The 21,602-nt window shown below is 65.6% G+C and carries 26 protein-coding genes; 11 read left to right on the forward strand and 15 right to left on the reverse strand.

The features are described from left to right. Positions 1 to 91 precede the first annotated feature (91 nt). Complete coding sequence (locus BMX99_RS04905; RefSeq protein ID WP_093447896.1) at positions 92 to 760, forward strand: TRAP transporter small permease; 669 nt, start codon at positions 92 to 94, stop codon at positions 758 to 760. A 3-nt stretch (positions 761 to 763) separates the two neighbouring features. Further along, positions 764 to 2,158 carry a TRAP transporter large permease gene (locus BMX99_RS04910; protein ID WP_093447898.1) on the forward strand — a complete coding sequence of 465 codons (1,395 nt, stop codon included), beginning with the start codon at positions 764 to 766 and terminating at the stop codon, positions 2,156 to 2,158. Positions 2,159 to 2,260: 102 nt separating this feature from the next. On the opposite strand, the gene tpiA is transcribed toward BMX99_RS04910, so the two are convergent. Next, positions 2,261 to 3,010, reverse strand: coding sequence for a triose-phosphate isomerase (tpiA, locus tag BMX99_RS04915; RefSeq protein ID WP_093447901.1), 750 nt, complete (start codon positions 3,008 to 3,010; stop codon positions 2,261 to 2,263). Between the two features lie 163 nt (positions 3,011 to 3,173). On the opposite strand from tpiA, the gene BMX99_RS04920 reads away from it, so the two are divergent. Then, positions 3,174 to 4,076, forward strand: a complete 903-nt coding sequence (locus BMX99_RS04920; protein ID WP_093447904.1) for an isopenicillin N synthase family dioxygenase — start codon at positions 3,174 to 3,176, stop codon at positions 4,074 to 4,076. 26 nt (positions 4,077 to 4,102) lie between these two features. Beyond that, positions 4,103 to 4,525: a hypothetical protein gene (locus BMX99_RS04925; RefSeq protein WP_093447906.1), complete on the forward strand. Its 423-nt coding sequence runs from the start codon at positions 4,103 to 4,105 to the stop codon at positions 4,523 to 4,525. A 3-nt stretch (positions 4,526 to 4,528) separates the two neighbouring features. Here BMX99_RS04925 and BMX99_RS04930 read toward each other — a convergent pair whose 3' ends face one another. The 7 genes from BMX99_RS04930 to rimK all read right to left on the reverse strand — a co-directional run bounded on the left by BMX99_RS04930 (position 4,529) and on the right by rimK (position 10,236). Then, positions 4,529 to 4,927: a TfoX/Sxy family protein gene (locus tag BMX99_RS04930; RefSeq protein ID WP_093447910.1), complete on the reverse strand. Its 399-nt coding sequence runs from the start codon at positions 4,925 to 4,927 to the stop codon at positions 4,529 to 4,531. Continuing rightward, a complete protein-coding gene (locus tag BMX99_RS04935; RefSeq protein WP_093447913.1) occupies positions 4,927 to 5,277 on the reverse strand; it encodes a HesB/IscA family protein in 351 nt (116 codons plus the stop codon). Before BMX99_RS04935 ends, BMX99_RS04930 begins: the two co-directional genes overlap by 1 nt. Before the next feature lie 28 nt (positions 5,278 to 5,305). After that, positions 5,306 to 6,040: a DUF3307 domain-containing protein gene (locus BMX99_RS04940; protein ID WP_093447917.1), complete on the reverse strand. Its 735-nt coding sequence runs from the start codon at positions 6,038 to 6,040 to the stop codon at positions 5,306 to 5,308. Next, the gene (locus BMX99_RS04945) at positions 6,037 to 6,678 is read right to left on the reverse strand and encodes a MarR family transcriptional regulator (RefSeq protein WP_139199429.1); all 642 of its coding nucleotides are present in this window, start codon (positions 6,676 to 6,678) and stop codon (positions 6,037 to 6,039) included. The genes BMX99_RS04940 and BMX99_RS04945 overlap by 4 nt, the downstream gene beginning before the upstream one ends. A 51-nt stretch (positions 6,679 to 6,729) precedes the next feature. Then, positions 6,730 to 7,092, reverse strand: coding sequence for an SUF system Fe-S cluster assembly protein (locus BMX99_RS04950; RefSeq protein WP_093447924.1), 363 nt, complete (start codon positions 7,090 to 7,092; stop codon positions 6,730 to 6,732). Positions 7,093 to 7,171: 79 nt separating this feature from the next. Beyond that, positions 7,172 to 8,446 carry a Hint domain-containing protein gene (locus BMX99_RS04955; protein WP_093447927.1) on the reverse strand — a complete coding sequence of 425 codons (1,275 nt, stop codon included), beginning with the start codon at positions 8,444 to 8,446 and terminating at the stop codon, positions 7,172 to 7,174. Between the two features lie 371 nt (positions 8,447 to 8,817). Next, entirely contained in the window at positions 8,818 to 10,236 is a 1,419-nt protein-coding gene (gene rimK / locus BMX99_RS04960) for a 30S ribosomal protein S6--L-glutamate ligase (protein WP_093447930.1), read from the reverse strand. A 299-nt stretch (positions 10,237 to 10,535) separates the two neighbouring features. Between rimK and tgt the strand changes: the two genes are divergently transcribed. From tgt to BMX99_RS04990, 6 genes are all read left to right on the forward strand, one after another. Further along, complete coding sequence (gene tgt, locus BMX99_RS04965) at positions 10,536 to 11,663, forward strand: tRNA guanosine(34) transglycosylase Tgt (RefSeq protein ID WP_093448493.1); 1,128 nt, start codon at positions 10,536 to 10,538, stop codon at positions 11,661 to 11,663. Between the two features lie 157 nt (positions 11,664 to 11,820). Continuing rightward, the gene (locus BMX99_RS04970) at positions 11,821 to 12,873 is read left to right on the forward strand and encodes a cobalt-precorrin-5B (C(1))-methyltransferase (protein WP_093447933.1); all 1,053 of its coding nucleotides are present in this window, start codon (positions 11,821 to 11,823) and stop codon (positions 12,871 to 12,873) included. Then, positions 12,870 to 13,598, forward strand: a complete 729-nt coding sequence (locus tag BMX99_RS04975) for a cobalt-precorrin-6A reductase (protein WP_093447936.1) — start codon at positions 12,870 to 12,872, stop codon at positions 13,596 to 13,598. Before BMX99_RS04970 ends, BMX99_RS04975 begins: the two co-directional genes overlap by 4 nt. Further along, positions 13,595 to 14,209, forward strand: coding sequence for a DNA-3-methyladenine glycosylase family protein (locus tag BMX99_RS04980; RefSeq protein ID WP_093447938.1), 615 nt, complete (start codon positions 13,595 to 13,597; stop codon positions 14,207 to 14,209). Before BMX99_RS04975 ends, BMX99_RS04980 begins: the two co-directional genes overlap by 4 nt. Continuing rightward, on the forward strand, positions 14,206 to 14,871 hold the full coding sequence (locus BMX99_RS04985; protein WP_093447941.1) for an alpha/beta hydrolase: 666 nt from the start codon (positions 14,206 to 14,208) through the stop codon (positions 14,869 to 14,871). Before BMX99_RS04980 ends, BMX99_RS04985 begins: the two co-directional genes overlap by 4 nt. Before the next feature lie 129 nt (positions 14,872 to 15,000). Beyond that, positions 15,001 to 15,306: a putative quinol monooxygenase gene (locus BMX99_RS04990; protein WP_093447944.1), complete on the forward strand. Its 306-nt coding sequence runs from the start codon at positions 15,001 to 15,003 to the stop codon at positions 15,304 to 15,306. 247 nt (positions 15,307 to 15,553) lie between these two features. Here the strand turns inward: BMX99_RS04990 and BMX99_RS04995 are convergent, their stop codons facing one another. Beyond that, positions 15,554 to 15,976 (reverse strand): VOC family protein, encoded by a 423-nt coding sequence (locus BMX99_RS04995; RefSeq protein WP_093447947.1) that lies wholly within the window; start codon positions 15,974 to 15,976, stop codon positions 15,554 to 15,556. A gap of 227 nt (positions 15,977 to 16,203) precedes the next feature. Here BMX99_RS04995 and BMX99_RS05000 point away from each other — a divergent pair, with 227 nt between their 5' ends. Further along, positions 16,204 to 16,788, forward strand: coding sequence for an HNH endonuclease (locus BMX99_RS05000; protein ID WP_093447950.1), 585 nt, complete (start codon positions 16,204 to 16,206; stop codon positions 16,786 to 16,788). Here BMX99_RS05000 and BMX99_RS05005 read toward each other — a convergent pair. The 6 genes from BMX99_RS05005 to BMX99_RS05030 all read right to left on the reverse strand — a co-directional run bounded on the left by BMX99_RS05005 (position 16,761) and on the right by BMX99_RS05030 (position 21,567). Further along, entirely contained in the window at positions 16,761 to 17,237 is a 477-nt protein-coding gene (locus BMX99_RS05005; protein ID WP_093447953.1) for a PACE efflux transporter, read from the reverse strand. The genes BMX99_RS05000 and BMX99_RS05005 overlap by 28 nt on opposite strands. 113 nt (positions 17,238 to 17,350) lie before the next feature. Continuing rightward, positions 17,351 to 17,884, reverse strand: coding sequence for a hypothetical protein (locus BMX99_RS05010; protein ID WP_093447956.1), 534 nt, complete (start codon positions 17,882 to 17,884; stop codon positions 17,351 to 17,353). Between the two features lie 162 nt (positions 17,885 to 18,046). Continuing rightward, the gene (locus BMX99_RS05015) at positions 18,047 to 18,571 is read right to left on the reverse strand and encodes a bactofilin family protein (protein WP_093447959.1); all 525 of its coding nucleotides are present in this window, start codon (positions 18,569 to 18,571) and stop codon (positions 18,047 to 18,049) included. Further along, positions 18,561 to 19,898 (reverse strand): M23 family metallopeptidase, encoded by a 1,338-nt coding sequence (locus BMX99_RS05020; RefSeq protein ID WP_093447962.1) that lies wholly within the window; start codon positions 19,896 to 19,898, stop codon positions 18,561 to 18,563. The genes BMX99_RS05015 and BMX99_RS05020 overlap by 11 nt, the downstream gene beginning before the upstream one ends. A gap of 271 nt (positions 19,899 to 20,169) precedes the next feature. Beyond that, entirely contained in the window at positions 20,170 to 20,982 is an 813-nt protein-coding gene (locus tag BMX99_RS05025) for a ferritin-like domain-containing protein (protein WP_093447965.1), read from the reverse strand. A gap of 111 nt (positions 20,983 to 21,093) precedes the next feature. Continuing rightward, on the reverse strand, positions 21,094 to 21,567 hold the full coding sequence (locus BMX99_RS05030; protein ID WP_093447968.1) for a peroxiredoxin: 474 nt from the start codon (positions 21,565 to 21,567) through the stop codon (positions 21,094 to 21,096). Positions 21,568 to 21,602: the final 35 nt, after the last annotated feature.

Here is a 21,602-nt window from a genome sequence, read left to right on the forward strand (position 1 = left end):
AAACCGGGGCGCGGGCATACCGTCCGCGCCCCTTTGCACACCCGGATCACGGCGCATCCCGCCGGGACCGGGCAGGGGAAGGGGACAAGAGATGCATTCCGGACCATCCGAAACCTTTGTCGACCGGCTGGAGGAAACGGCGATCGCCGTGATCCTCGGTCTGATGACAATGATCACATTCGCCAACGTCGTGGCGCGCTATGTCTTCAACGCCAACATCCTGTGGGCGCTTGAGATGACCGTGTTCCTCTTTGCCTGGCTGGCACTGATCGGGGCCTGCTACGCGGTGAAGAAGGGTGCACACCTGGGCGTCGACGCGATCATCGACATCCTGCCGGCCGGCCCGCGCCGCATCCTGGCGCTGATCTCGATCACCGTCTGCATGATCTTTGCCTTCCTGCTGCTGAAAGGTGCCTGGGACTATTGGGCGAACTTCGCCAACCTGCCCCAGACCGAAGGCCGCTGGTTCCCCCTGGGCTTCGAAGAGAAGTTCCGCCCCAAGGCCTGGTACGAGGTCAACGACATTCCGATGCCCGACTTCCTGCGCTTTATCGAGCCGCTGATGAACGACGGCGATTCCTATGAAAAACTGCCCCGCTTCATTCCCTACGCGATCCTGCCCTTCACCATGGCGCTGCTTCTGTTCCGCTTCGTGATGGCCGCAATCGCGATCTGGCAGGGCAAGATGGACCGAATCGTGGCCAGCCACGAGGTCGAAGACGAAATCGCGGAAGTCCGCGAACAGCGGGGTGAGGTGTAACCCATGGACGTCGCAATCCTATTTGTCATGGTCGTGGGCCTGATGCTGATCGGTGTGCCGATCGCCGTATCGCTTGGCACCTCGTCCATCCTGTTCCTTCTGTGGTTCTCGGACACCTCTCTGGCGTCCATCGCCCAGACGCTGATGCAGGCCTTTGTCGGCCACTTCACGCTGCTGGCGATCCCCTTCTTCATCCTCGCCTCGTCGTTCATGTCGACGGGCGGGGTGGCGAAACGGATCATCCGTTTCTCCATCGCCTGCGTGGGTCACCTGCGCGGCGGCCTGGCCATCGCGGGCGTCTTCGCCTGCATGATCTTTGCGGCGCTCTCGGGCTCCTCTCCTGCGACCGTGGTGGCCATCGGTTCCATCGTGATCGGGGCCATGACCCAGGCCGGCTATTCCAAGGATTTCGCCGCAGGCGTGATCTGTAATGCCGGCACCCTGGGCATCCTGATCCCGCCGTCGATCGTGATGGTGGTCTATGCCACCGCGACCGACGTGTCTGTTGGCCGGATGTTCCTGGCCGGTGTGATCCCGGGCCTGATGGCCGGCGGCATGCTGATGGCGGCGATCTACATCATGGCGCGCATCCGCAACATGCCCGCCGGTGAATGGAAGGGCTTTGGCGAGATCTGGCATTCCTTCAAGGATGCCTTCTGGGGCCTGATGCTGATCGTCATCATCATGGTCGGGATCTACGGCATCCCCGGCGTCACCGGCGCGATCTTCACTCCGACCGAAGCGGCGGCCGTGGCATCGGTCTATGCCTTCATCGCGGCGGTCTTCATTTACCGCGACATGGGCCCCCTGGCGACCGAAGGCGACGCGCCGAACGTGCCGCTGTACCGCAAGCCGATCGCCCTGGTCACCGCCTGGTTCCACCGCGACACGCAGCGGACCCTGTTCGAGGCCGGCAAGCTGACCGTCACCCTGATGTTCGTCATCGCCAACGCGCTGATCCTGAAGCACGTGCTGACCGACGAACAGATCCCGCAGCACGTGGCCGAGGCCATGCTGGGCGCGGGCCTGGGTCCGATCACCTTCCTGATCGTGGTCAACGTGATCCTGCTGATCGGCGGCCAGTTCATGGAGCCCTCGGGCCTTCTGGTCATCGTCGCGCCGCTGGTCTTCCCGATCGCGATCGAACTGGGGATCGACCCGATCCACCTGGGGATCATCATGGTCGTGAACATGGAAATCGGCATGATCACCCCGCCCGTCGGCCTGAACCTCTTCGTCACCTCCGGTGTCGCGGGCATGCCGATGATGCGGGTCGTGAAGGCGGCCGCGCCCTTCCTGGCCGTGCTCTTCGTCTTCCTGATCATGGTGACCTACATCCCGTGGATCTCCACCTGGTTGCCGACGCTTGTCATGGGACCCGAGATTATCACCAACTGATCCCGGTCCTTCCTGGCAAACGAAAAGGGCGGCGCGTCATTCGAACGCGCCGCCCTTTGACTGTCTGCAGGGCCGTTTTGAGTATTTACGGCAAGATGATTTTCAGGAGGCTTCAAGAGCCGAGATGATCGGCGAGAAGTCCTTGGCCGAGAGGGAGGCCCCGCCAACCAGCGCGCCGTCGACATTGGAGATCGCAAAGATCTCGGCCGCGTTCTCGGGTTTGACCGAGCCGCCATAAAGCAGCCGCACCGAGCGGCCGACCCCTGCGCCGAAGCGCCGTTCCAGGCGGGTGCGCATGAAGTCATGCACTTCGCCGATCTGGTCGGGGGTGGGCGTCAGGCCCGAGCCGATGGCCCAGATGGGTTCGTAAGCCACCACCAGGTTTTCGCCAGTCGCGCCATCGGGAACCGAGAGAGACAGCTGCGCGCCGATGATGTCGAGCGTATTCGTCGCCTCGCGCTGCAGCAGGCTTTCGCCCAGGCAGATCACCGTCATCAGCCCGGCCGCCTGTGCCGCCTTGGCCTTGGCGCGCACGTCTTCCGAGGTCTCATGGTGGTCGGCGCGGCGTTCGGAATGGCCCAGGATCACCGCGCTGGCACCGGCATCCACCAGCATCTCGGCCGAGATGTCGCCGGTATGCGCCCCGTTGGTCTGGTCGTGGCAATCCTGCCCGCCGATGCGGATGTCACTGCGCGACACCGTCTGCACAGCCGGGGCCAGCAGGGTGGCGGGGGGGCAGATCAGGATATCCACCCCGGAGCCCTTATGGGCGGAGCCGAGCGCGGACAAGTCCTTCAGGCTCTGCGTGGTGCCGTTCATCTTCCAGTTTCCGGCTGCCAGTTTCCGCCGCATCGTCTTCTCCGCTTGTTGATCCGCGCCATCATTCAAGATTGGCCCGTGGCGTCAAGGTGGCGCGCCCCGTGTTCACCAGAGTTTTCGCGGTGTTAGCGTTCGCAGGGGGCTTGCGCTTACCCCCTGCTGCGGGCAGGAAGCGGCACCGAGGAAAGGCAAAGCGATGATCCCCAGACTGGACATGTCCCGATTGCTGGCCGGCGACCCCGCCGAGATCGAGGAACTGCGCCGCGGCGCGGGCGAGGTCGGGTTCCTGACGGTGCACAACACCACGCTTTCGGCTGCGGACGTGCAGGGCGTGATCGGTGCCTATCGCGCCTTCTTCCACCAGGATGCGGCGGTAAAGGCGGCGGTCGACATGGCCCGCACCGGATCGAACCGGGGCTGGGGCGCGCCGCAGTCCGAACAGGTCGATCCAGAGGCCAATCCCGACTACAAGGAGGTCTTCGACTGCGGCTTCGAGCTGCCCGCAGGCGACCCCTGGTCCGAGCTGTCGGTCTATGCCCTCAACCTCTGGCCCCAGCTGCCCGGCTTTGGTGAAACTGTGCGCGGCTATTACCGCGCTGCCACGGGGGTGGCGATGGACCTGCTGCGCTGCATCGCCGGCGCGATCGGAGAGGACCCGGCCTATTTCGACGACAAGTTCGACCGCCCCATGGCCCTGCTGCGCGGCAACTTCTATCCCGAACGGCCCGACTGGGCGGGGGACAGGGATTTTGGCATCGCGGCGCATACGGATTACGGCTGCCTGACGCTGCTGGCCAGCGACGGCGTGCCGGGGCTTGAGGTTCAGGGCCGCGACGGCACTTGGATCCCGGTGACCGCAGGGCCCGGCGAATTCGTCATCAACTTTGGCGAGATGCTTGAGATGTGGACCGGCGGCCGCGTGCGGGCCACGCTGCACCGGGTGAAGGGATCAAGCGAGGAACGGATTTCCGTGCCGCTGTTCTTCAACCCCAACCATGACGCCAATGTCGCCCCCGAGGGGCAGGGCGAAATTCTGGCCGGGGCGCATCTGGCGAAACGCTTCAACGAGACCTACCTGCACCTGAAGGACAAATCCTGAGGGATGGATCTTGAAAGGGGTGGGCCATGCGGTTCCCGGTTGAAGACCTGAAGATCACTGAAATTCGCCACAAGCAATCCGCCTTCGGCCTGGATCTGGAGCTTGCGCTGGCCCCGTTCCAGCTGAACCTAGAGGATGACACGCCGGTCGAGACGCGGGTCAGCCTGGACGGCATCACGCTGCCGTCGTCGGATCCGGGGGCGCTGGCGGGGCAGGGCTGGGATGTCCCGGTCAATCCGGCGGAAGGCTATGTGGACGGGTCGGTCTATATCGAACACGCGCATCACCCGGTGGACCTGCATCACATCGCGGTTGGCAATCGGACGGGCGACCATGTGCCCGTGACCCTGTCCATGCGCATGGTCTTCAGCTTCGAGGGGCTGGGGAACTATGAGGACGCCGACTGGCAGGTGACGATCGATCTGCCGGTGGCCGCGATCACGGGGTAGGCTCTAGCCGCCGGCTTTGGCGGCCTTGCGCGCGGCCTTCCGGGCCTTTTCGGCGCGTTTCTTCACGGCGGCCTCGCGCGCGGGGGGCAGGGCCAGGCGCGCCCAGGTAACGGCCTCGGACGGGTCGTCCAAGGCGCTGTCGGGCAGGGACATGTAGGACATCACCCGCTGCGGGCCCGAGGTGCGGCTATAGGTAAACGGCTCTGACCCGGCATCCAGAAAGCGCGGGGTCAGGCTGTCGTCGGATTTCAGAAAGATCGTCCCGTCCGAGGTGATCATGCCGAACATGACGTCCTCTTCCACGAACAGGCCGACGCCCGCGAACATGCGGGCGATGCGGATCGGGCCGAGCGCACGGAACAGGTCCAGGGTATGGTCCAGGACCTCTTCCGAGACGGCCATTACTGGTCCGCGAACTTGATCGATTCCCCGCAGCCACAGGCCTCGACCACATTGGGGTTGTTGAAGCGGAAGCCGGATTCCAGCAGCGAGGTCTCGTAATCGATCTCGGTGCCGAACAGGAACATCTGCGCCATCGGGGCGATCATGATCCGTGCGCCGTCCTGTTCCACGACCTCGTCCATGGGATCGACCGCGTCGACGTAATCCATGGTGTATTCCATGCCGGCACAGCCGCCCTTCTTGACGCCGATGCGCAGCCCCTGACGGCCATCACGGTCCATCAGCTTGGAAATCTGCGCCGCGGCGCGGGGGGTCATCGATACGGCCTGTTTGCCGGGAATGCCGAACATGAAGCGGGTCTCCTTACTTGTGACTAATCTAGGGATCCAGGGCCAGGAAGCCAAGGGGCGGGTAGGCCTGAAGCAGCCCGAGAACCGCATAGGCGCATATGACGGCCCAGCCGAACGAGGCCAGCGTGCCGATGATGACGTATTCGGCCGCCTTCTGGCGACGGCGCGAGGCATCGAAACGCAGCACCGATTTCGCCGCGATCAGGAACCCCACGGCCGAGGGCTGGCCGACAAGGATCAGGAAATAGATCAGCCCGCGTTCCAGCTGACCGATCAGCTTGCCGCCACGGGGCAGGCCCTCGGCCCGGAAGGACCGTCCGAAGGGCTGCACCAGAAGGCCGATCGCATAGCCGCCCGCCTGGACCGAGATGACGGCCCCCGCCAGCAGGACCATCACGGGCGCGGCCAGGGGCAGCCCGCCCAGCCAGCCCGAGGGGGCCAGCATCGGGAACACCCAGGCGATGGCGACAAGGCTGGCCAGATGCGCCGCCTGGTCGGCCAGAAAGGCACCAAGGCTTTTGCCCGGGGCCAGGGTCTTTGCCAGGTCGATCAGCAGATGCGCCCCGGTCAGCAGCAGAAGCGGGGCCATGGCCGTGGCGTCCCGCGGCGCGATCAGCAGGGTGGCCGTGGCCAGGACAATGATCCCGTGCAGCAGCAGCGCACCGGGGTGCCGGGCCTGTTTTGCCCCGGCCATCCAGTTGCTTTGCAGAAGGAAATCGGCGCTGACATGGGCCAGAAGTAGGGCGGCGAAGGTTTCGGTCATGGGGGCGCTTCCAGCTGGGCAAGGGCGCGGGCGATGGCGGGAAAGCCGGCGGCGTTCAATGCCTGACGCACCGCCTGACGGGAAATGCCTAGCTGGGCAGCGACCGTGTCCTGGGTCGGGCGGTCGGGGGCGAGCATGGGAAAGACGCTACGCGCCTGCGCCTGTGTCCACCCGCGCGAGATATGATCCGCCAGGCTGGTCGCGGCCCCCGCGGCCCCGCCTGCGGCATCGGCCATCTCGCCTCCGGATTTCAGCTGATCCAGCAATTGCCCCGAGGTGATGAAGGCCGGGCCGCTGGCGCGGTTCAGGTCGCCATCCTCGGGGATCTCGGCGGGGCCGGTGGCCAGGGCCATGCGGCTTTCGATCCGGTCGCCAGCGCGTGCCAGGGCTGCGCGCATCACCAGCGCCACGCGCAGCGGCGCAAGCGGGGGGGCACCGGCCGGGCAGGGCACCGCCAGCTGCCAGCCATCGCCACGGTGGCGCGCCAGAAGGCAGGGACGCCCCAGCCAGTGAGTCAGCGTCTCGGCCCCGTCGCGCAGCGCCTGCTGCGCCGCGTCGAATTCCGCCGCCTCCAGTGTGCGGGAGGCAACGAGATCGCCGGTCACAATGATGTGCGTAGAAGAAAGGGGGGTATTCATGATGCAAGCCATATCACTTGCATTGCAGAAATGAAACCCCTTTCGCTTGCGTTACATGAAGCCGAGTTCCAGCCGGGCCTCGTCCGACATCATGTCCATGCCCCAGGGCGGTTCCCAGGTCAGGGCCACGTCGACCTGTTTCACGCCGTCCAGCGGTTCGACCGCATCGGCAACCCAGCCGGGCATGTCGCCGGCCACCGGGCAGCCCGGAGCGGTCAGGGTCATGACGACTTTGACTTCGCTCTCGGGCGAGATGTCGATCGTGTAGATCAGGCCCAGGTCATAGATATTCACCGGGATTTCAGGGTCGTACACGGTGCGGCACGCCTCGACCACCGCGTCGTACAGCGGATGATCCGTCGTCGAGGGTGCAATCAGCGGTGCGCCTTCCAGGGGCTCTTGGGGGTCGCTCATATCGTCCTGCCTTGTTCCTGAGCGATTATATAAGATTTCACTGCCCGAAGGTCCAGACCACAGGCACCACCGATCCCGGTCACCCGGCGCGCGGAAGGCGGCGCGGATGGGGCAGGGCAAAGGCCCGTGCCAGGGCCTGGGGCACCAGCGGGCGGACGCTGTGCGGACCCTGCTGTGCCAGGCGGGGAAACAGGCGCGTGATCTCGTCCCGGTAAGCCTGGGACAGGGTGGCCAGGGCGATGTCGCCCAGCAACAGGCTTTCGGCCGGGGCCCCGTTGGCAAAGATGACCTCATGCGCGTCGAACAGGATGTGCCAGTATTCGACGGCGCGCCCGTCGGCGACGGGGCGGACGCTGCGGTCGTTGACCAGGCCAAGCGCTGGCACCAGGCACTCTGGCTCGCCCATCAGCAGCTCGGCCTGCCAGCCGGTGACCAGCATCCGGTGTTGCGGCGACACCAGCAGGGGCGCGTGGTTGCCGATCGTGCCGGGGGCAAAGCGGATCGGGGCCAGCGTGCCCTTGGCCAGCGCCCGGGTCGCGCCGATCCAGCGGATCACCTGCGGGCCGTGGTCGCGTGTTTCGACCAGGTCTCCGACCTCAAGCCGTTGCACCGGCACCTCTCCTTTTGGGGTCAGGATGCGGGTGCCGCGCACGAAGCAGATCGTGCCGGTCATCTGGATGTCCCGCACGGCCTGTTCGTTCGACGCCCCGCCGGTCGAGCCGCCGAAGGTAAAGATGACCCGGTCAGACCCGCCCAGAACCGTATCCAGATCGTTAGCCGAGAAGCCGTCGCCATTGGCGTCACCCACATCAAAGACGACCTGGCCAAGCGTTACCCCGTCGAAGGTGACCGTCAGCGTCTGGGTCGCGGCCGTCCAGGTGTAGGTGTTGGTGTGCCACAGCCCGTCTTCGACGTTGGCGGCATCCAAGGCCAGTTCCGGTGTCGCGCGATAGGCGGGATCAAAGCTGCCGCCCGCATCCGACTGCCCGCGCAGCTGGATGTGGTCGTAAGACACCTCTCCGGTGTTCTGGTAGGTGTCGTATTCCAGCACCCAGGCGTTCTGGATGTTCTGGGTGCCCAGGAATTCGCCGCCCGGGCCCGGGGTGACGGCCGATCCGGCGGGATCGGCGTGCATCAGCCAGGTGATGCCATCCGCGCCGGCATCGTCATCGCCGAAGTAGCTGTCGAACGAGAAGGTGAAATCGTAGCTCAGCGAATAGCTGGTGCTGCTGGTGACCAGCCCGGCCTCGAACGGGGTATCTGGGGTCAGCGTATAGACGTCCGAAACCACGTCGTAGGTCGTGGACCCCGACGTGACGGTATTCGTACCATCCCAATCTACGCTACGCGCCATGGCCTGTTCATGAACCCGGAGGAGGGAATCCCCCGGATGCTCTGCCTCTCGATCCTTGTGGGGCGCGGTTTGTCCGGCCCTTCTTCAGCTGCACGGCCGGTTGTCCGGCTTATCGTTGATGCGCCCGTTCGGTGAACAGGGCGCAGACCTTCAGATCCCGTGGTTCAGCGGTATGCAGTGAAACCGGATGAACAATCGGGAAGCTTAAAGGCGTTAGTTTTATAAGGTATTAACTGGCAGGGTTAACTGCTTTGCCAAACATTCGCGAGATCTGATTTGTGTCAGATCCCGCGCCCGTGTTTGACCGGGTTTTCAGCGCCTTGCAGGGCCTTGGGCCCCCCGCGCGCCCCTTTGGCTCGCCGCGCGCGCTGTCAGTCCGCGCGGCTGCTGCGCCGGCGCGGCACCGGGGCGGGGCGCACCCGGGCCTCGATCTGGTCGTACAGCGGCGCGACGACGTCCTTGCCGCTGGCCTTTTCCACGCCTTCGAACCCGGGAGAGGAGTTCACTTCAAGCACCTTGGGCCCGCTTTCGGACCGCAACAGGTCGACGCCCGCCATGTTCAGCCCAAAGGCCTTGGCCGACCGGATCGCGGTTTCGCGTTCTTCCTTGGTGATGCGCACCGGGCTGGCCTTGCCGCCCAGGTGCAGGTTGGACCGGAAATCGCCGCCCTCGGCGCTGCGCTTGATCGCCGCCACGACCTTGCCGCCGATCACGAGACAGCGGATGTCTTCGCCCGCCGCCTCCTTGACAAAGTTCTGCACCAGGAAGTTGGCGCGCAGCCCCCGGAAGGCCGAGATCACCGATTCCGCCGCCTTGCGCGTCTCTGCCAGCACCACGCCGCGGCCCTGCGTCGATTCGAGCAGTTTCACGATCAGGGGCGCGGATCCGACCAGCCCGACAAGGTTGCCGGTGTCCTTGGGCGAATTGGCAAAGGCCGTGGCGGGCATGCCGATCTTGTTGCGAGCCAGCACCTGGTGCGCGTGCAGCTTGTCGCGCGACGCGGTGATGCCGGCGCTGCTGTTGACCGAAAAGGTGCCGACGGTTTCGAACTGGCGGATCACGGCGGTGCCATAGGCGGTGATCGAGGCCCCGATGCGCGGGATCACGGCGTCATAGCGGGGCAGGCGCTTGCCGTCGTAATGCACCTCGGGGGCGAGGGCATTGATCGCCATGTAGCAGCGCGCAGTGTCGATGACCTCGACCGCATGGCCGCGCTTTTCGCCCTCTTCCACCAGGCGGCGGGTGGAATAATTGTCCTCGCGGCTGAGAACGGCGATGCGCAGCACCCGGTTCGGCGCGGCCTTGCGCACCTTGGCGGAATGATAGACCTCGTAGCTGAGTTCCGGCTGGCAGAACTTGTCGCCGGGCACCACGGTGACATTCTCGCCCAAGGCCTGACGGCCCAGAAGCATGTGGGTCTGCATGCCGCGCCGGTCGGTCAGCGTCAGCTCGATCTCGCGGGTGGTGTCGCCGACGGCCAGGTTGGTGCGGATGACATAGCGCATCTCGGTTTCGCCGTTGGAGGACGTGACCTCGCGCCGGTCGATGATCTCGGCCGAACAGGGGATGGCCAGGTCGTCGCGCCCGGGGATCGGATGCACGGTGAACCGCACCTGGGGCTTTTCCGCCCGGCCAAAGGTTTCGATGTCGGTGGCATGAAGCGCCGAGGTCCGCGCCCCGGTATCCACCTTCACCTTGAGCGCGGGCAGCCCGAGATCCGGCAGGGACACCCATTCCTCCCATCCCAGGCGGAGGGCGTTCGGGCTGTCGTCCTGTAGCGTATCGTCCATGCGGCTGTCCTTCCCTTGTCCTTGGCCCTTAGTCCGGCCTGTGCTGGCCCCTTGTTCAGGTCCTTATTCCGACCCATGCCGGCCTGTCGTTGGCCGTGGCCCGGCCCTGATGTCCGGTGCCCTGGGGGTGCCGGTTAGATTGACGTCTGACTGACTATAGGCCCCGATCCGGTCGAGGCGATGCCTTTAGCGATTTCCTACACCGCGTCCAGCTAAGAAATCATGTCAGTTGCAAAAGGCGCGATCCTGCCGTGACGCGCCCCCTTTCCTCGGCCAGCGGTTCGGATTACGAACATCCGATGACCCGCTTTAGCTTTTCCCTGAACGCCACCGACGGCAAGGCCCGGACCGGCGTGATCTCGACCCCGCGCGGAGAGATCCGCACCCCCGCCTTCATGCCCGTGGGCACCGCTGCGACCGTGAAGGCGATGATGCCCGAAAGCGTGGCCGCCACCGGAGCGGACATCCTTCTGGGCAACACCTATCACCTGATGCTGCGCCCCACGGCCGAACGGATCGACGCCCTGGGCGGGCTGCACAGGTTTATGAACTGGGACAAGCCCATCCTGACGGATTCAGGCGGGTTCCAGGTCATGTCGCTGGCGTCTCTGCGCAAGCTGACCGAGGACGGGGTGACCTTCAAATCCCATATCGACGGGTCCAAACACATGCTGTCGCCCGAACGCTCGATGGAGATCCAGCGCCTGCTGGGGTCCGACATCGTGATGTGTTTTGACGAATGCCCCGCGTTGCCCGCCGACCGCCGGCGCATCGAAGAAAGCATGCGCCTGTCGATGAGATGGGCGCAACGGTCGCGCGACGCCTTTGGCGACCGGCCGGGATACGCGCTGTTCGGGATTCAGCAGGGCGGGCTGGAAGAGGACCTGCGCGCCGAAAGCGCCGCCGAGCTGACCAAGATCGGGTTTGAGGGCTATGCCATCGGCGGCCTTGCCGTCGGCGAGGGGCAGGAGGCGATGTTCGGATGTCTCGACTACGCGCCCGACCAGCTGCCCCAGGACAAGCCGCGCTATCTGATGGGCGTGGGCAAGCCGGATGACATCGTCGGTGCGGTGAAACGCGGCGTCGACATGATGGACTGTGTGCTGCCGTCGCGTTCGGGGCGGACGGGGCAGGCCTTTACCCGCCACGGCGTGGTGAACATCAAGAACGCCCGTCACGCGGACGACCCCCGCCCGCTGGACGAGGATTGCACCTGTCCCGCCTGCCGCAATTACTCCCGCGCCTATCTGCACCACGTCTACCGCGCGCAGGAGATGATTTCCGGCATGCTGCTGACCTGGCACAACCTGCATTACTACCAGGAAATCATGGCGAGCATGCGCGGCGCCATCGCCGAGGGGCGGTTTGACGCCTGGGAGGCGGAGTTCCATGCGGGTCGGGCCGAAGGGGACATTCCGCCGCTGTGAGGGGCGCGTGTCGCACCGCTGGACCCCGTGCCGGGGCCCGCGCCGCGACCCGACGAGAGACGCTGTCTCTCGTGCTCTCTGGAGTATTTTCGGCAAGATGATGGGGATTTGCGGTTTCCGGTCTGGTGTCGGGATGGTGCACAGGTAATCTGACGGCATGAGTGAGGGATCGAAGGAGCTGCGCCGGGGCTGGACCACGGGGGCCTGTGCCACCGCGGCCATGAAGGCTGCGCTGGAGGATCTGTGGCGCGATCACCGCGAGGACGAGGTGCGCATCACCCTGCCACGGGGCGAGCGGGTCGGCTTTGCCATCGCGCAGCGGGCGCGGGGCGCGGGCTGGGCCGAGGCGGCGGTGGTGAAGGATGCGGGCGATGATCCGGACGTGACCCATGGCGCGCTGATCGTGGCGCGGGTTGGCGCGTCTCCGGGCGGTGTGGTGTTCCGCGCGGGCGAGGGCGTGGGCACGGTGACCCGGCCCGGTTTGCCGATCCCGCCGGGGGAGCCCGCGATCAACCCGGTGCCGCGCCAGATGATGCGCGCGGTGGTCGAGGAGCTGGCGGCGCGGGAAGGTCGCGCGGCGGATGTGGAGATCGAGATTTCCATCCCCGGTGGAGCAGAGATTGCCGAAAAGACCTGGAACCCGAGGCTGGGCATCGTCGGCGGCCTGTCGATCCTGGGCACCACCGGCATTGTGCGGCCGTTTTCCTGTGCGGCCTGGATCGCGTCGATTCATCGGGGCATCGACGTGGCGCGGGCCGGGGGGATTGCCCATGTGGCGGGCTGCACCGGGGCGAGTTCCGAGAAGGCGGTGCAGGCACTGTTTGACCTGCCGGACATCGCCATGCTGGACATGGGGGATTTCTACGGCGGCATGGTGAAATACCTGCGCCGCAACCCGGTCGAACGGGTCACCATCGGCGGTGGCCTGGGCAAGCTGACCAAGCTGGCGCAGGGGGCGGTGGATCTGCATTCCGGGCGGTCTCAGGTGGATTTTGCGGGCCTGGCGCAGGCGCTTGGGGTGCCGCAGGTCGCCGGGGCGAATACCGTGCTGGAGGTGTCGCAGAGCCATGGTGCGGCGCTGTTGGCCTGGCTGTTGCCTGAAGCCTTGAAGCGGGCGGAGGAGGCCCTGCCGGGCGTGACGGTCGACATCGTGGCGGTCAGCCGGGCGGGCGAGGTCGTGGGACAGGTATCCTCGGAGGGGCGGGCGTGATCCTGATCCTCGCCGGTACGCAGGAGGCGCGGGCGCTGGCCCGCGATTTGGCCGGGGCAGGGATCGCGGCCGAGGCGAGCTTTGCCGGGGCCGTGGCGCAGATCGAGGCGCTGCCCATTCCGGTGCGCGTCGGGGGCTTTGGCGGGGCCGAGGGCTTTGCCGATTATCTGAAGGCACGCGGCATCGGGGCCGTGATCGACGCGACCCATCCCTTTGCGCAAGTCATGACGCCGCGGTCCTTTGCGGTCTGTCTGGCGCTGGATCTGCCCTTTCTGCGGCTGGAACGCGCGGCCTGGCAGGCGGTTGAGGGCGATCGCTGGAGCCATGTTGCGACGCCAGAGGACGTGGCGAATGTGGTGCCCGAAGGGGCCCGGGTCTTCCTGTCGGTCGGGCGCAAGGAGATCGCGCGCTATGCGGGCCTGAGGGCGCAGAGGGCCTGGATCCGCAGCATCGACCCGGTGGCGGATCTGCCCGAGGGGTGGAGCCATATCGCCGGAAAGCCGCCCTTTCCGCTGGCGCAGGAAGAGGCGCTGTTGCGCGACGCCCGCATCGACTGGCTGGTGACGAAGAATGCGGGCGGCGCGGTGTCTTATGCCAAGATCGCGGCGGCGCGGGCGCTTGGGGTGCGGGTGGCGATGATCGACCGGCCCATGGCACCGCAGGGCATGGTGCGGGTGACCGAGGTGGCCGAGGCGCTGGACTGGGCGCGCGGGCTGGTCCCGTGATCATCGAGACGCCCGAGGATATCGCCCGGGGTCATGCCGCTCTGTGTGTGCTTGATCCGGCGTTCAGGCAGCTGGCGCATCTGACCCCGCCGCTGCGGCGCAGGCCGGGGGGATTTGCGACGCTGCTGCAGGCCATTGTCGGGCAGCAGGTCTCGACCGCCTCGGCGGCGGCGATCTGGGCGCGTGTCGAGGCGGCGGGGCTGACGCGGGCTGAAGCGGTGGCCGAGGCCGGAGAGGAGGGCCTGCGCGCCGTCGGCTTTTCGCGCCCCAAGATCCGCTATGCCCTGGCCCTTGCGGACGCAGGGCTGGATTTTGACGCGCTCACCACTTTGCCCGATGATCAGGCCATTGCCCGGCTGACCGCGCTGCCCGGGATCGGGCGCTGGACGGCGGAACTTTACCTGCTTTCGGCGCTTGGGCGGGCGGATGTCCTGCCGGCGGGCGATCTGGCCTTGCAGGAGGCGGCGCGCATCCTCTACGACCTAGACCAACGCCCGGACGAAAAGGGCCTGCGCCGGATGGCCCAGGCCTGGTCCCCCTGGCGGGCCGTGGCGGCCCGGTACCTATGGGATCTCTACCGCGCAACAAAACAAAGGGAGGGCACGCTGTGACCCGAGTATTGAACGCAGGCCGCAAGGAGCCTGTTTCCGGCACCACCCGCTCTGTCGTGGTGTTCCTGCATGGCTACGGTGCCAATGGCGCGGACCTTCTGGGCCTGGCGGATCCGCTGGCGGAACATCTGCCGGATACGCTCTTCGTGGCCCCCGATGCGCCCGAATCCGTGCCCGGCGCGCCCTTCGGCTATCAGTGGTTCCCGATCCCCTGGCTGGACGGATCGTCGGAAGAAGAGGCCGAGCGTGGCATGGTCCAGGCGGTCGAGGATCTGAACGCCTTTCTCGACGCGCTGATGGTCGACGAAGACGTCCTGCCCGAGCAGGTCGTGCTGTTCGGCTTCTCTCAGGGCACGATGATGTCGCTGCATGTCGCCCCCCGGCGCGAGGACGAGGTTGCGGGGATCGTCGCCTTCTCGGGGCGGCTGCTAAAGCCCGAGCTGCTGGCGGATGAGGTCGTATCGCGCCCTCCGGTTCTGCTGGTGCATGGCGATCAGGACGACGTAGTGCCGCCGCAGTCGCTGCCCCAGGCGGCCGAGGCGCTGCAGGGCGCGGGCTGGAAAGAGGTCTACGCCCACGTCATGAAGGGCACCGCCCATGGCATCGCGCCCGATGGTCTGTCGGTGGCACTGGCCTTCATGCGCGACAAATGCGGGCTGTGATCGCGGTTTGACCGGCGATTGAGCACGGGAAAGGTGCAGGGCCGCAGGGTCCTGCACGGAGGTGTCGTTATCTTCTTTACCGATCGGTAAGTTCGTGAAACCTTGCCCCCGATCAAGGAGGAGATAGCGATGATCATCATCACCGGCACGATGGAAGTGGCCCCGGGCAACGAAGACAAGGCGAAAGAGAATTTCGCCCTTGCTGCCGAAGGTGCCAAATCCGAACGCGGCTGCATCGAATACCGTTTCTGGCAAAGCGTCAGCCAACCCAACCTGTTCCGCGTCTACGAGGAATGGGAAGACAAGGGTTGCCTGAAAGAGCATTCGGAACACCCGAACTTCAAGGCCCATGGCGAACGCATGGCCCCGCTTGGGGTGACGAACCGCAAGCTTAAGCTGATCGAGCCGGACCGGATCAAGGATCTGGCCATCTGATTGGGTCTTCCGATCGGGTTACGTACGAAGGAGGCGGCGGGTTATCCCGCCGTTTTCTGTTTTTGGCGTTTTGTCTTTGCGTTCCGGGGAGTGGGGCGAGGCAGTCCGAGAGTGGCGTCGCGGCCAAGTCTTCGGAGAGTTTGAAAGCGTGCCTCCGGGCGAAGACTCTGCATGCCAGGGCTTGGGGGGACCAGAGCATAGCAAAAGATCACCCGCACGCCCCAGTATGCCAAAGGCACCGAACCCCCTAGTCGTCGAACCAAAGCCGGGGCTCGGCAATCTCGATGGAATTATGCGCGGGATCGCGGAAATAGATCGACCGCGCGCCATTGGGCCAGTGGAAATCGGCCTCGATCGTGACGCCCCTGGTTTCCAGCGTCTGGACCCAGGTGGCGATCTGCGGGGCGGTTGCGCGCAGGCACAGATGCCCCGGCCCATGCGCCCCGTGGGGCGGGACGGGAAGCGCGGGGTTGGTGCCCCCCGCGGCGGTGCGCGCCGGGTTGAAGATCAGCAGCACGGTCTGGCCGACGCGGAAAAACACATGCCGGTCCTCGACCCGGGCGATCTTTTCCAGTCCAAGGATGCCGCCATAGAAGGCCTCGGCCGCGTCCAGATCCTCGGCGTAAAGGGCGGCCTCAAGGATGCCGTCGAAAGGCGATGCGATGCTCATACCGGGTAACCTAGTTTGACTGGCGCGCCTGGCCAGTTGGGCCTGTTCCACCGGCCCGCCATTGCCCAATGTCACGGCAGTGTCACCGAATCCCGTTAGCCCTGTGGATAAGCTGCATTTCGGGGGCTTGCCTTGGGTCATCCCCGATATATAGTCGATGATACGGCAGGGGCGGGACACCCCGCCCTGGGGCCAGAATGGCACACCGGGCGGGAGCGATTGCGCAGATGGACGGAGATTTCAGAACCGAATTCGTGAGGGAACCAGCGGCGCTGAAACAGCACCCCGCCTTGGTGCTGAACGCGGATTACCGGCCCTTGTCCTACTACCCGCTCAGTCTTTGGCCCTGGCAAGAGGCGGTCAAGGCGGCCTTCCTGGATCGGGTGGACATCGTGGCGGAATACGACGCCTATGTCCGCAGCCCGAGTACCGAGATACGGATCCCCTCGGTCGTTGTCCTGAAAGATTATGTCAAACCTCAAAAGCGCGTGGCCTTCACGCGCTTTAATCTTTTTCTGCGGGACGAATTCCGCTGCCAGTACTGCGGGGCCAGGGGCGATCTGACCTTTGATCACGTCGTGCCGCGCGCCAGTGGTGGCATCACCTCATGGGAGAATGTCGTGGCCGCCTGTTCGCCGTGCAACCTGCGCAAGGGGTCGAAATCGCTGCGGCGGGCGGGCATGGGCCTGCGCAAGCCGCCCCGCGCGCCGGGCGCGGAAGAATTGCGCAACATGGGCCGGAAATTCCCGCCGGGCTACCTCCACGAAAGCTGGGTCGACTATCTTTACTGGGACGCAGAGCTGGAGGCCTGAGCCCCGCCCGTCTCCGTCCCCCTGCTCGACACTGGCGGGGTCGGCATCGGGAAGATGGCGTCATAGGCCCAGTTGTAGGCAAAGCTGTAGACTAGGTAGAAGACCACGAAGGCGGCATCCATGATCAGCGCCTCGATCAGGCCGATGTTCAGGTAGATCGCGATGAAGGGCAGGCTGACCATAAGAAGCCCGCCTTCGAACAGCACCGAATGCACCACCCGCAGGGCCAGCGTCTTCTGCGCGTGACCCTGCCGCCGCAGCAGCACCCGGTCGAAGATCAGGTTGTAGACATAGGTCCAGCCCGTCGCGACGAGCGAGGTGAAGATGGCCACCACGCCGATGTCATGGGCGGGCTTGTCGAACAGCACAGCGCCAAGCGGGATGGCCAGCAGAAGGCCGATCACTTCGAACATCAGGGCATGGCGGATACGGTCGCGGGTCGTGCGCATTGGGGGGCCTCTTGTCGTCGCGGGCCGTCCCGGGTGCTGTCCCTGTCTGGGGGAGGTCGTCCTCTCTCTGTCCCCAGAGATAGGGCAGGGCACGCCCGGGGTCCAGAGGGGGATCACTCCGGGCGCAGGTCGGCCTCGGGCGGTGCGGTCAGAAAGGCGGTCAGCCGCATGCCCTGCATCAGAAGGTGATGCGCCTGCGGGCCGACCGGCCAGCCCCGCACGCGGTAAAAGACGCGTCGCAGCCTTCGGTCGAACTGGTTGAACCGGCGCAGCACATCGGCGTCCGCTCCGACGGTGTAAAGACGCGAAGGCAGCAGCGCCCCGCCCGGGTGCAGCCCGTATTCGTCAAAGCACAGTCCCCGGCCAACCTGGGGCGGGCCAAGCCGGTATCGCATCCGGCCCGAGGCGTGCAGTTGGCCCGCAGGTTCGGGCGCATGGCCCCGGTCGACGATGAACATCTGCCGCGACAGGGTGCCGGTCGGGGTTTCCAGAAGCTGCGGGATGTCACCGGCAGAGGCATACCGCATCAGGTCCGGCGACCAGATGTCGGGCAGGCAGATGTAATCGACCGGTGCCTGCGCTTCGATGTCCAGCAGCAGGGGCAGAAGATCGGTGTCGGTGGCGTAGAAGGCGCAGCTGCGCGGCATGATGCGAAACCTTGGGCTTGGGATTCCTGGCGGTGTCTTTTAGAGGTCCCGGGGTGCCATCCCGGATCCTGAGCCGGGCCGGACGGCGCGCCGGATCCAGCTTCACGAAAAAGCCCCCGCAGTCACCTGCGGGGGCTTTCGGAAATGCGGTGCGGCGGGGGCTTAGCCCTCGGCGGGCTTCGGCGCTGCGGGGGCAGTGGCCGGCGCGGCGGCAGGGGCCGCGGCCTTGGCCTTGTTGCCCGACAGCGGGTCGTCCTGACGCTGCACAGAGCCTTCGAAATGCGCGCCGCTTTCGATGGCGATGGTCTTGTGGATGATGTCGCCTTCGACCCGCGCGGTCGAGGTCAGGCGGACCTTCAGGCCACGCACGCGGCCCACGATGCGGCCATTGATCACGACGTCATCAGCAATCACCTCACCCCGGATCGTGGCGGTTTCGCCAACGGTCAGCAGATGGGCGCGGATGTCGCCATCGATGGTGCCTTCGATATTGATATCGCCGGTGGTCTTCAGGTTGCCGGTCACATGCAGATCCGAAGACAGCACGGAGGCCGAGGGCTTTGCCTTGGGCGTGGAGGGTTTGAAATCCGTCGACGCCTTGGGTGCGTCCATTGCCGCCGGGCTGGACGGGGTGGACGTATCGCCTGCCTTGGGACCGGGTTCGTTGATTTTGCTTTTAGAAAACATCGTTAGCAGCCTTGATATAGATCATGGGGTTTACGGCCTTACCGCCGACACGCACCTCGTAGTGCAGATGGGGGCCGGTTACCCGTCCGGATGCCCCCATATCACCGATCCGATCCCCGCGCGAGACTCTTTGTCCAACCTTCACGCGAATGCGCGACATATGGGCATAGCGGGTCTCGATCCCGAACTGGTGCTGGATCTTCACCAGCCGACCATAGCCCGACTGCCAGCCGGCGTGGATCACGACACCGTCACCGGTGGCATAAAGCGCGGTGCCGACGGGGCCGGCGAAATCGACACCCGAATGCATCCGGCGGCCACCGTTCTTGGGATCGCGGCGATAGCCGAAGCCCGAGGTGAACCGGTAAGAGGCCTTCACGGGGATCGCAAAGGGCGCCTTTTCGGCGGCGATGCGATACAGGTTCATGCGGTCCAGCTGATCGATGATGCGGTTGGCGCGGCTGGCATCCAGCGACGGCTCGTCCCCCATGGTCGACAGGCTGATCGGCGTCAGCGGGCCGCCCTGGCCGGAATAGCCGCGGCGCACCTGGTCGATGATACGGTCGGTGTTCATGCCAGCGCTGCGGAACATCTTGTCCAGCGGCTTGATCGACACGGTCATCGCCTCTTCCAGCTGGCGGAAGATGCGGTCGTTCTGGTCATGCAGGTTGGCGATCTGGATCTGCATCTCTTCCGCCTGGTCCAGCGCATCCTGCGCATCGGCGGTCACCTGGTCGCGTTCCTGGGCGGTCTGGGCCAGCGCTGCGGTCATGAACTGCAGCGCTTCCTTGTTGACGGCCGCGGCGGTAGATCCGGGGACCGGCGTGTCGCCCTGACCCAGCTGGGCGGTCAGCGCCTCGGCCTCGTCGCGGGCGGTGTCGCGTTCCTTCAGGGTGCGGCGCAGGGTGGTCTGCACCACGCCCAGGCCGGTCTCGGCTTCGCGCAGGCGGGTTTCGGCCTCGAGCAGCTGCGACTGCATGACCGAGATCTGTTCCAGGGCCGAGTTGAAGCGTTCCTGCGCCGCCAGCGCCTCTTCTGCGCGCATGTCGCGTTCGCCGGCGACGGCGTTCAGGCGTTGCTGATAGACCCGCTGGTCGCGCTTGGCCTGTTCGCGGAAATTGCCCGAACCGATGGAATCGATCAGCAGGACGGCGGTGGCGATGATGGTCCAGGCCACGACGGCCGCGGATCCCGAGAAGGCGATAAGCTGGGTGGCTGGCTTGAGACGGATGAACCGCGTGTCGGTATCAGACCTCAGGAAAAGTCTGCGTTCCGGAAAATGCTTTTCCAACAAAGCATGTGCACGAATAGCCAGCCGTGTCCGCACGTGATGCGTCCTCTGTCCCGTTTCCCCAATCGAACGCAGCCTTATGTCCCCGCGGCCACGTTTGCGGAATTGTTAACCGCGCGATTCGGGGCGGGCAAGGTTTTTGGCCCTGAACCCCTGAAATCAGGAGGTTTTTCGCCGATCCGGCGGATTTTTGCCGATGCTGAGTCCGAAAGGTCACGCTTTCCCTATCCTTTCGAAGGGGGAAATACGGCTGCGTAGGGTTCCTGACGCAAGGGGGATCGGACCCGGCCTGCGGCCAAGGCGGGACTTAGCCGCGCTGCTTGGCGGCGGTCTCTTCGGCCAGGGGCCAGTAGAAATCCGGCGGCAGCCCGGCCTCGGCGCGCTTTTCCTCGTTGAAGGGGGGCTTCAGCGCCGAATGGAAATAGCGTTTTACCAGGTCATGAAAGACCGGCTTGGGATCCAGCCCGTCGCGCCCGCACAGCCAGTGGAACCACTTGGACCCATAGGCGACATGGTGGACCTCTTCCGAATAGATCACCTTCATCGCCGCGACCGCCTGGTCGATCCCGGCCTTCTCGAAGACCTCGATCATGCCGGGGGTCACGTCCAGCCCGCGCGCTTCTAGCACCATGGGCACCACGGCGAGCCGGCCAAAGATGTCGTCCACCGTATCCTCGGCCGACCGCCACATGCCCGCATGTGCGGGCAGTGCGCCGTAGTGCGACCCCAGGCTTTCCAGGCAGTCGCAGATCAGGTTGAAATGCTTGGCTTCCTCATCCGCCGATTGCACCCAGTCGTCATAGAAGCCGGGCGGAAAGCCCACGTCGGTAAACCGCGCGACGATGTCCCAGTGCAGGTCCACCGCGTTCAGCTCGATATGCGCGACCGCATGCAGGATGGCGATCTGGCCCTTCAGGCTGCCGGGCCGGCGGCGCGGCACGTCGCGCGGGTCCAGCAGTTCGGGCTTCTCCGGGCGGGCCGGGCGCAGGGGCGGATCGGCGCGGCCCACGGGGATCTCGGGGGCCTCACCGGCGCGAGAGGCCCGCCAGGCCGCCGCATGGGCATGGGCCAGCGCGGTCTTTGCGCGCCCGTCCGCCGTGGTCAGAACCTCGACCGCCATCTCTGCCAATGTCTGTGCCACCTGAGCCTCCGGTTTGCTGTGCTGTGTCGGTCGATCGGCGGTCGCACCGGGGCACCCGCCGATCGAAGTATTGATCTCAGCGGATCAATCTCACAGGGCCTTGACGGCCTCAAGCACCTCTTCGGCGTGGCCTGCGACCTTGACCTTGGGCCAGGCGCGGGCGATCCGGCCTTCGCCGTCGATCAGAAAGGTCGCGCGGGTGATCCCCATGAAGGTCTTCCCGTACATCTTCTTTTCACCATAGACGCCGTAGTCTTCGCAGACCGCGCCCTCGGCATCAGAGACCAGCACCGTCGTCAGATCGTGCTTGGCGCGGAACTTGGCGTGCTTCTCGACCGTGTCCTTCGACACACCGATGATCTTTGCCCCGGCGGCCTCGAACTCGGCCCCCATGGCGGTGAAATCCTTGTTCTCGGTCGTGCAGCCGGGGGTGTCGTCCTTGGGATAGAAGAACAGCACCACCGGCGCGGGCCGCAGGGCCGAGAGGGTCACGGGATCGCCGCCATCCTGGGGCAGGGTGAAATCGGGCGCCATGTCGCCTTCCATGGGGATCTTGTTCGTCATCGTGATCGGCTTTCCTCTACCTGTTTGGTCATTTC

Origin of the sequence: Pseudooceanicola nitratireducens, from assembly GCF_900109195.1 — a bacterium.
GTDB classification, from domain to species: domain Bacteria; phylum Pseudomonadota; class Alphaproteobacteria; order Rhodobacterales; family Rhodobacteraceae; genus Pseudooceanicola; species Pseudooceanicola nitratireducens.

Coding starts and splice junctions, on each gene's coding strand:
- BMX99_RS04990 (WP_093447944.1), top strand. CDS start 15,001: ATGATCATCATCACCGGCACGATGGAAGTGGCCCCGGGCAACGAAGAC.
- BMX99_RS04945 (WP_139199429.1), bottom strand. CDS start 6,678: ATGAATACCCCCCTTTCTTCTACGCACATCATTGTGACCGGCGATCTC.
- BMX99_RS04920 (WP_093447904.1), top strand. CDS start 3,174: ATGATCCCCAGACTGGACATGTCCCGATTGCTGGCCGGCGACCCCGCC.
- BMX99_RS04950 (WP_093447924.1), bottom strand. CDS start 7,092: ATGAGCGACCCCCAAGAGCCCCTGGAAGGCGCACCGCTGATTGCACCC.
- BMX99_RS04970 (WP_093447933.1), top strand. CDS start 11,821: ATGAGTGAGGGATCGAAGGAGCTGCGCCGGGGCTGGACCACGGGGGCC.
- BMX99_RS05025 (WP_093447965.1), bottom strand. CDS start 20,982: ATGGCGGTCGAGGTTCTGACCACGGCGGACGGGCGCGCAAAGACCGCG.
- BMX99_RS04935 (WP_093447913.1), bottom strand. CDS start 5,277: ATGTTCGGCATTCCCGGCAAACAGGCCGTATCGATGACCCCCCGCGCC.
- rimK (WP_093447930.1), bottom strand. CDS start 10,236: ATGGACGATACGCTACAGGACGACAGCCCGAACGCCCTCCGCCTGGGA.
- BMX99_RS04930 (WP_093447910.1), bottom strand. CDS start 4,927: ATGGCCGTCTCGGAAGAGGTCCTGGACCATACCCTGGACCTGTTCCGT.
- tpiA (WP_093447901.1), bottom strand. CDS start 3,010: ATGCGGCGGAAACTGGCAGCCGGAAACTGGAAGATGAACGGCACCACG.
- BMX99_RS05030 (WP_093447968.1), bottom strand. CDS start 21,567: ATGACGAACAAGATCCCCATGGAAGGCGACATGGCGCCCGATTTCACC.
- BMX99_RS04995 (WP_093447947.1), bottom strand. CDS start 15,976: ATGAGCATCGCATCGCCTTTCGACGGCATCCTTGAGGCCGCCCTTTAC.
- BMX99_RS05010 (WP_093447956.1), bottom strand. CDS start 17,884: ATGCCGCGCAGCTGCGCCTTCTACGCCACCGACACCGATCTTCTGCCC.
- BMX99_RS04955 (WP_093447927.1), bottom strand. CDS start 8,446: ATGGCGCGTAGCGTAGATTGGGATGGTACGAATACCGTCACGTCGGGG.
- BMX99_RS04905 (WP_093447896.1), top strand. CDS start 92: ATGCATTCCGGACCATCCGAAACCTTTGTCGACCGGCTGGAGGAAACG.
- BMX99_RS05005 (WP_093447953.1), bottom strand. CDS start 17,237: ATGCGCACGACCCGCGACCGTATCCGCCATGCCCTGATGTTCGAAGTG.
- BMX99_RS04925 (WP_093447906.1), top strand. CDS start 4,103: ATGCGGTTCCCGGTTGAAGACCTGAAGATCACTGAAATTCGCCACAAG.
- BMX99_RS05000 (WP_093447950.1), top strand. CDS start 16,204: ATGGACGGAGATTTCAGAACCGAATTCGTGAGGGAACCAGCGGCGCTG.
- BMX99_RS04910 (WP_093447898.1), top strand. CDS start 764: ATGGACGTCGCAATCCTATTTGTCATGGTCGTGGGCCTGATGCTGATC.
- BMX99_RS04940 (WP_093447917.1), bottom strand. CDS start 6,040: ATGACCGAAACCTTCGCCGCCCTACTTCTGGCCCATGTCAGCGCCGAT.
- tgt (WP_093448493.1), top strand. CDS start 10,536: ATGACCCGCTTTAGCTTTTCCCTGAACGCCACCGACGGCAAGGCCCGG.
- BMX99_RS05015 (WP_093447959.1), bottom strand. CDS start 18,571: ATGTTTTCTAAAAGCAAAATCAACGAACCCGGTCCCAAGGCAGGCGAT.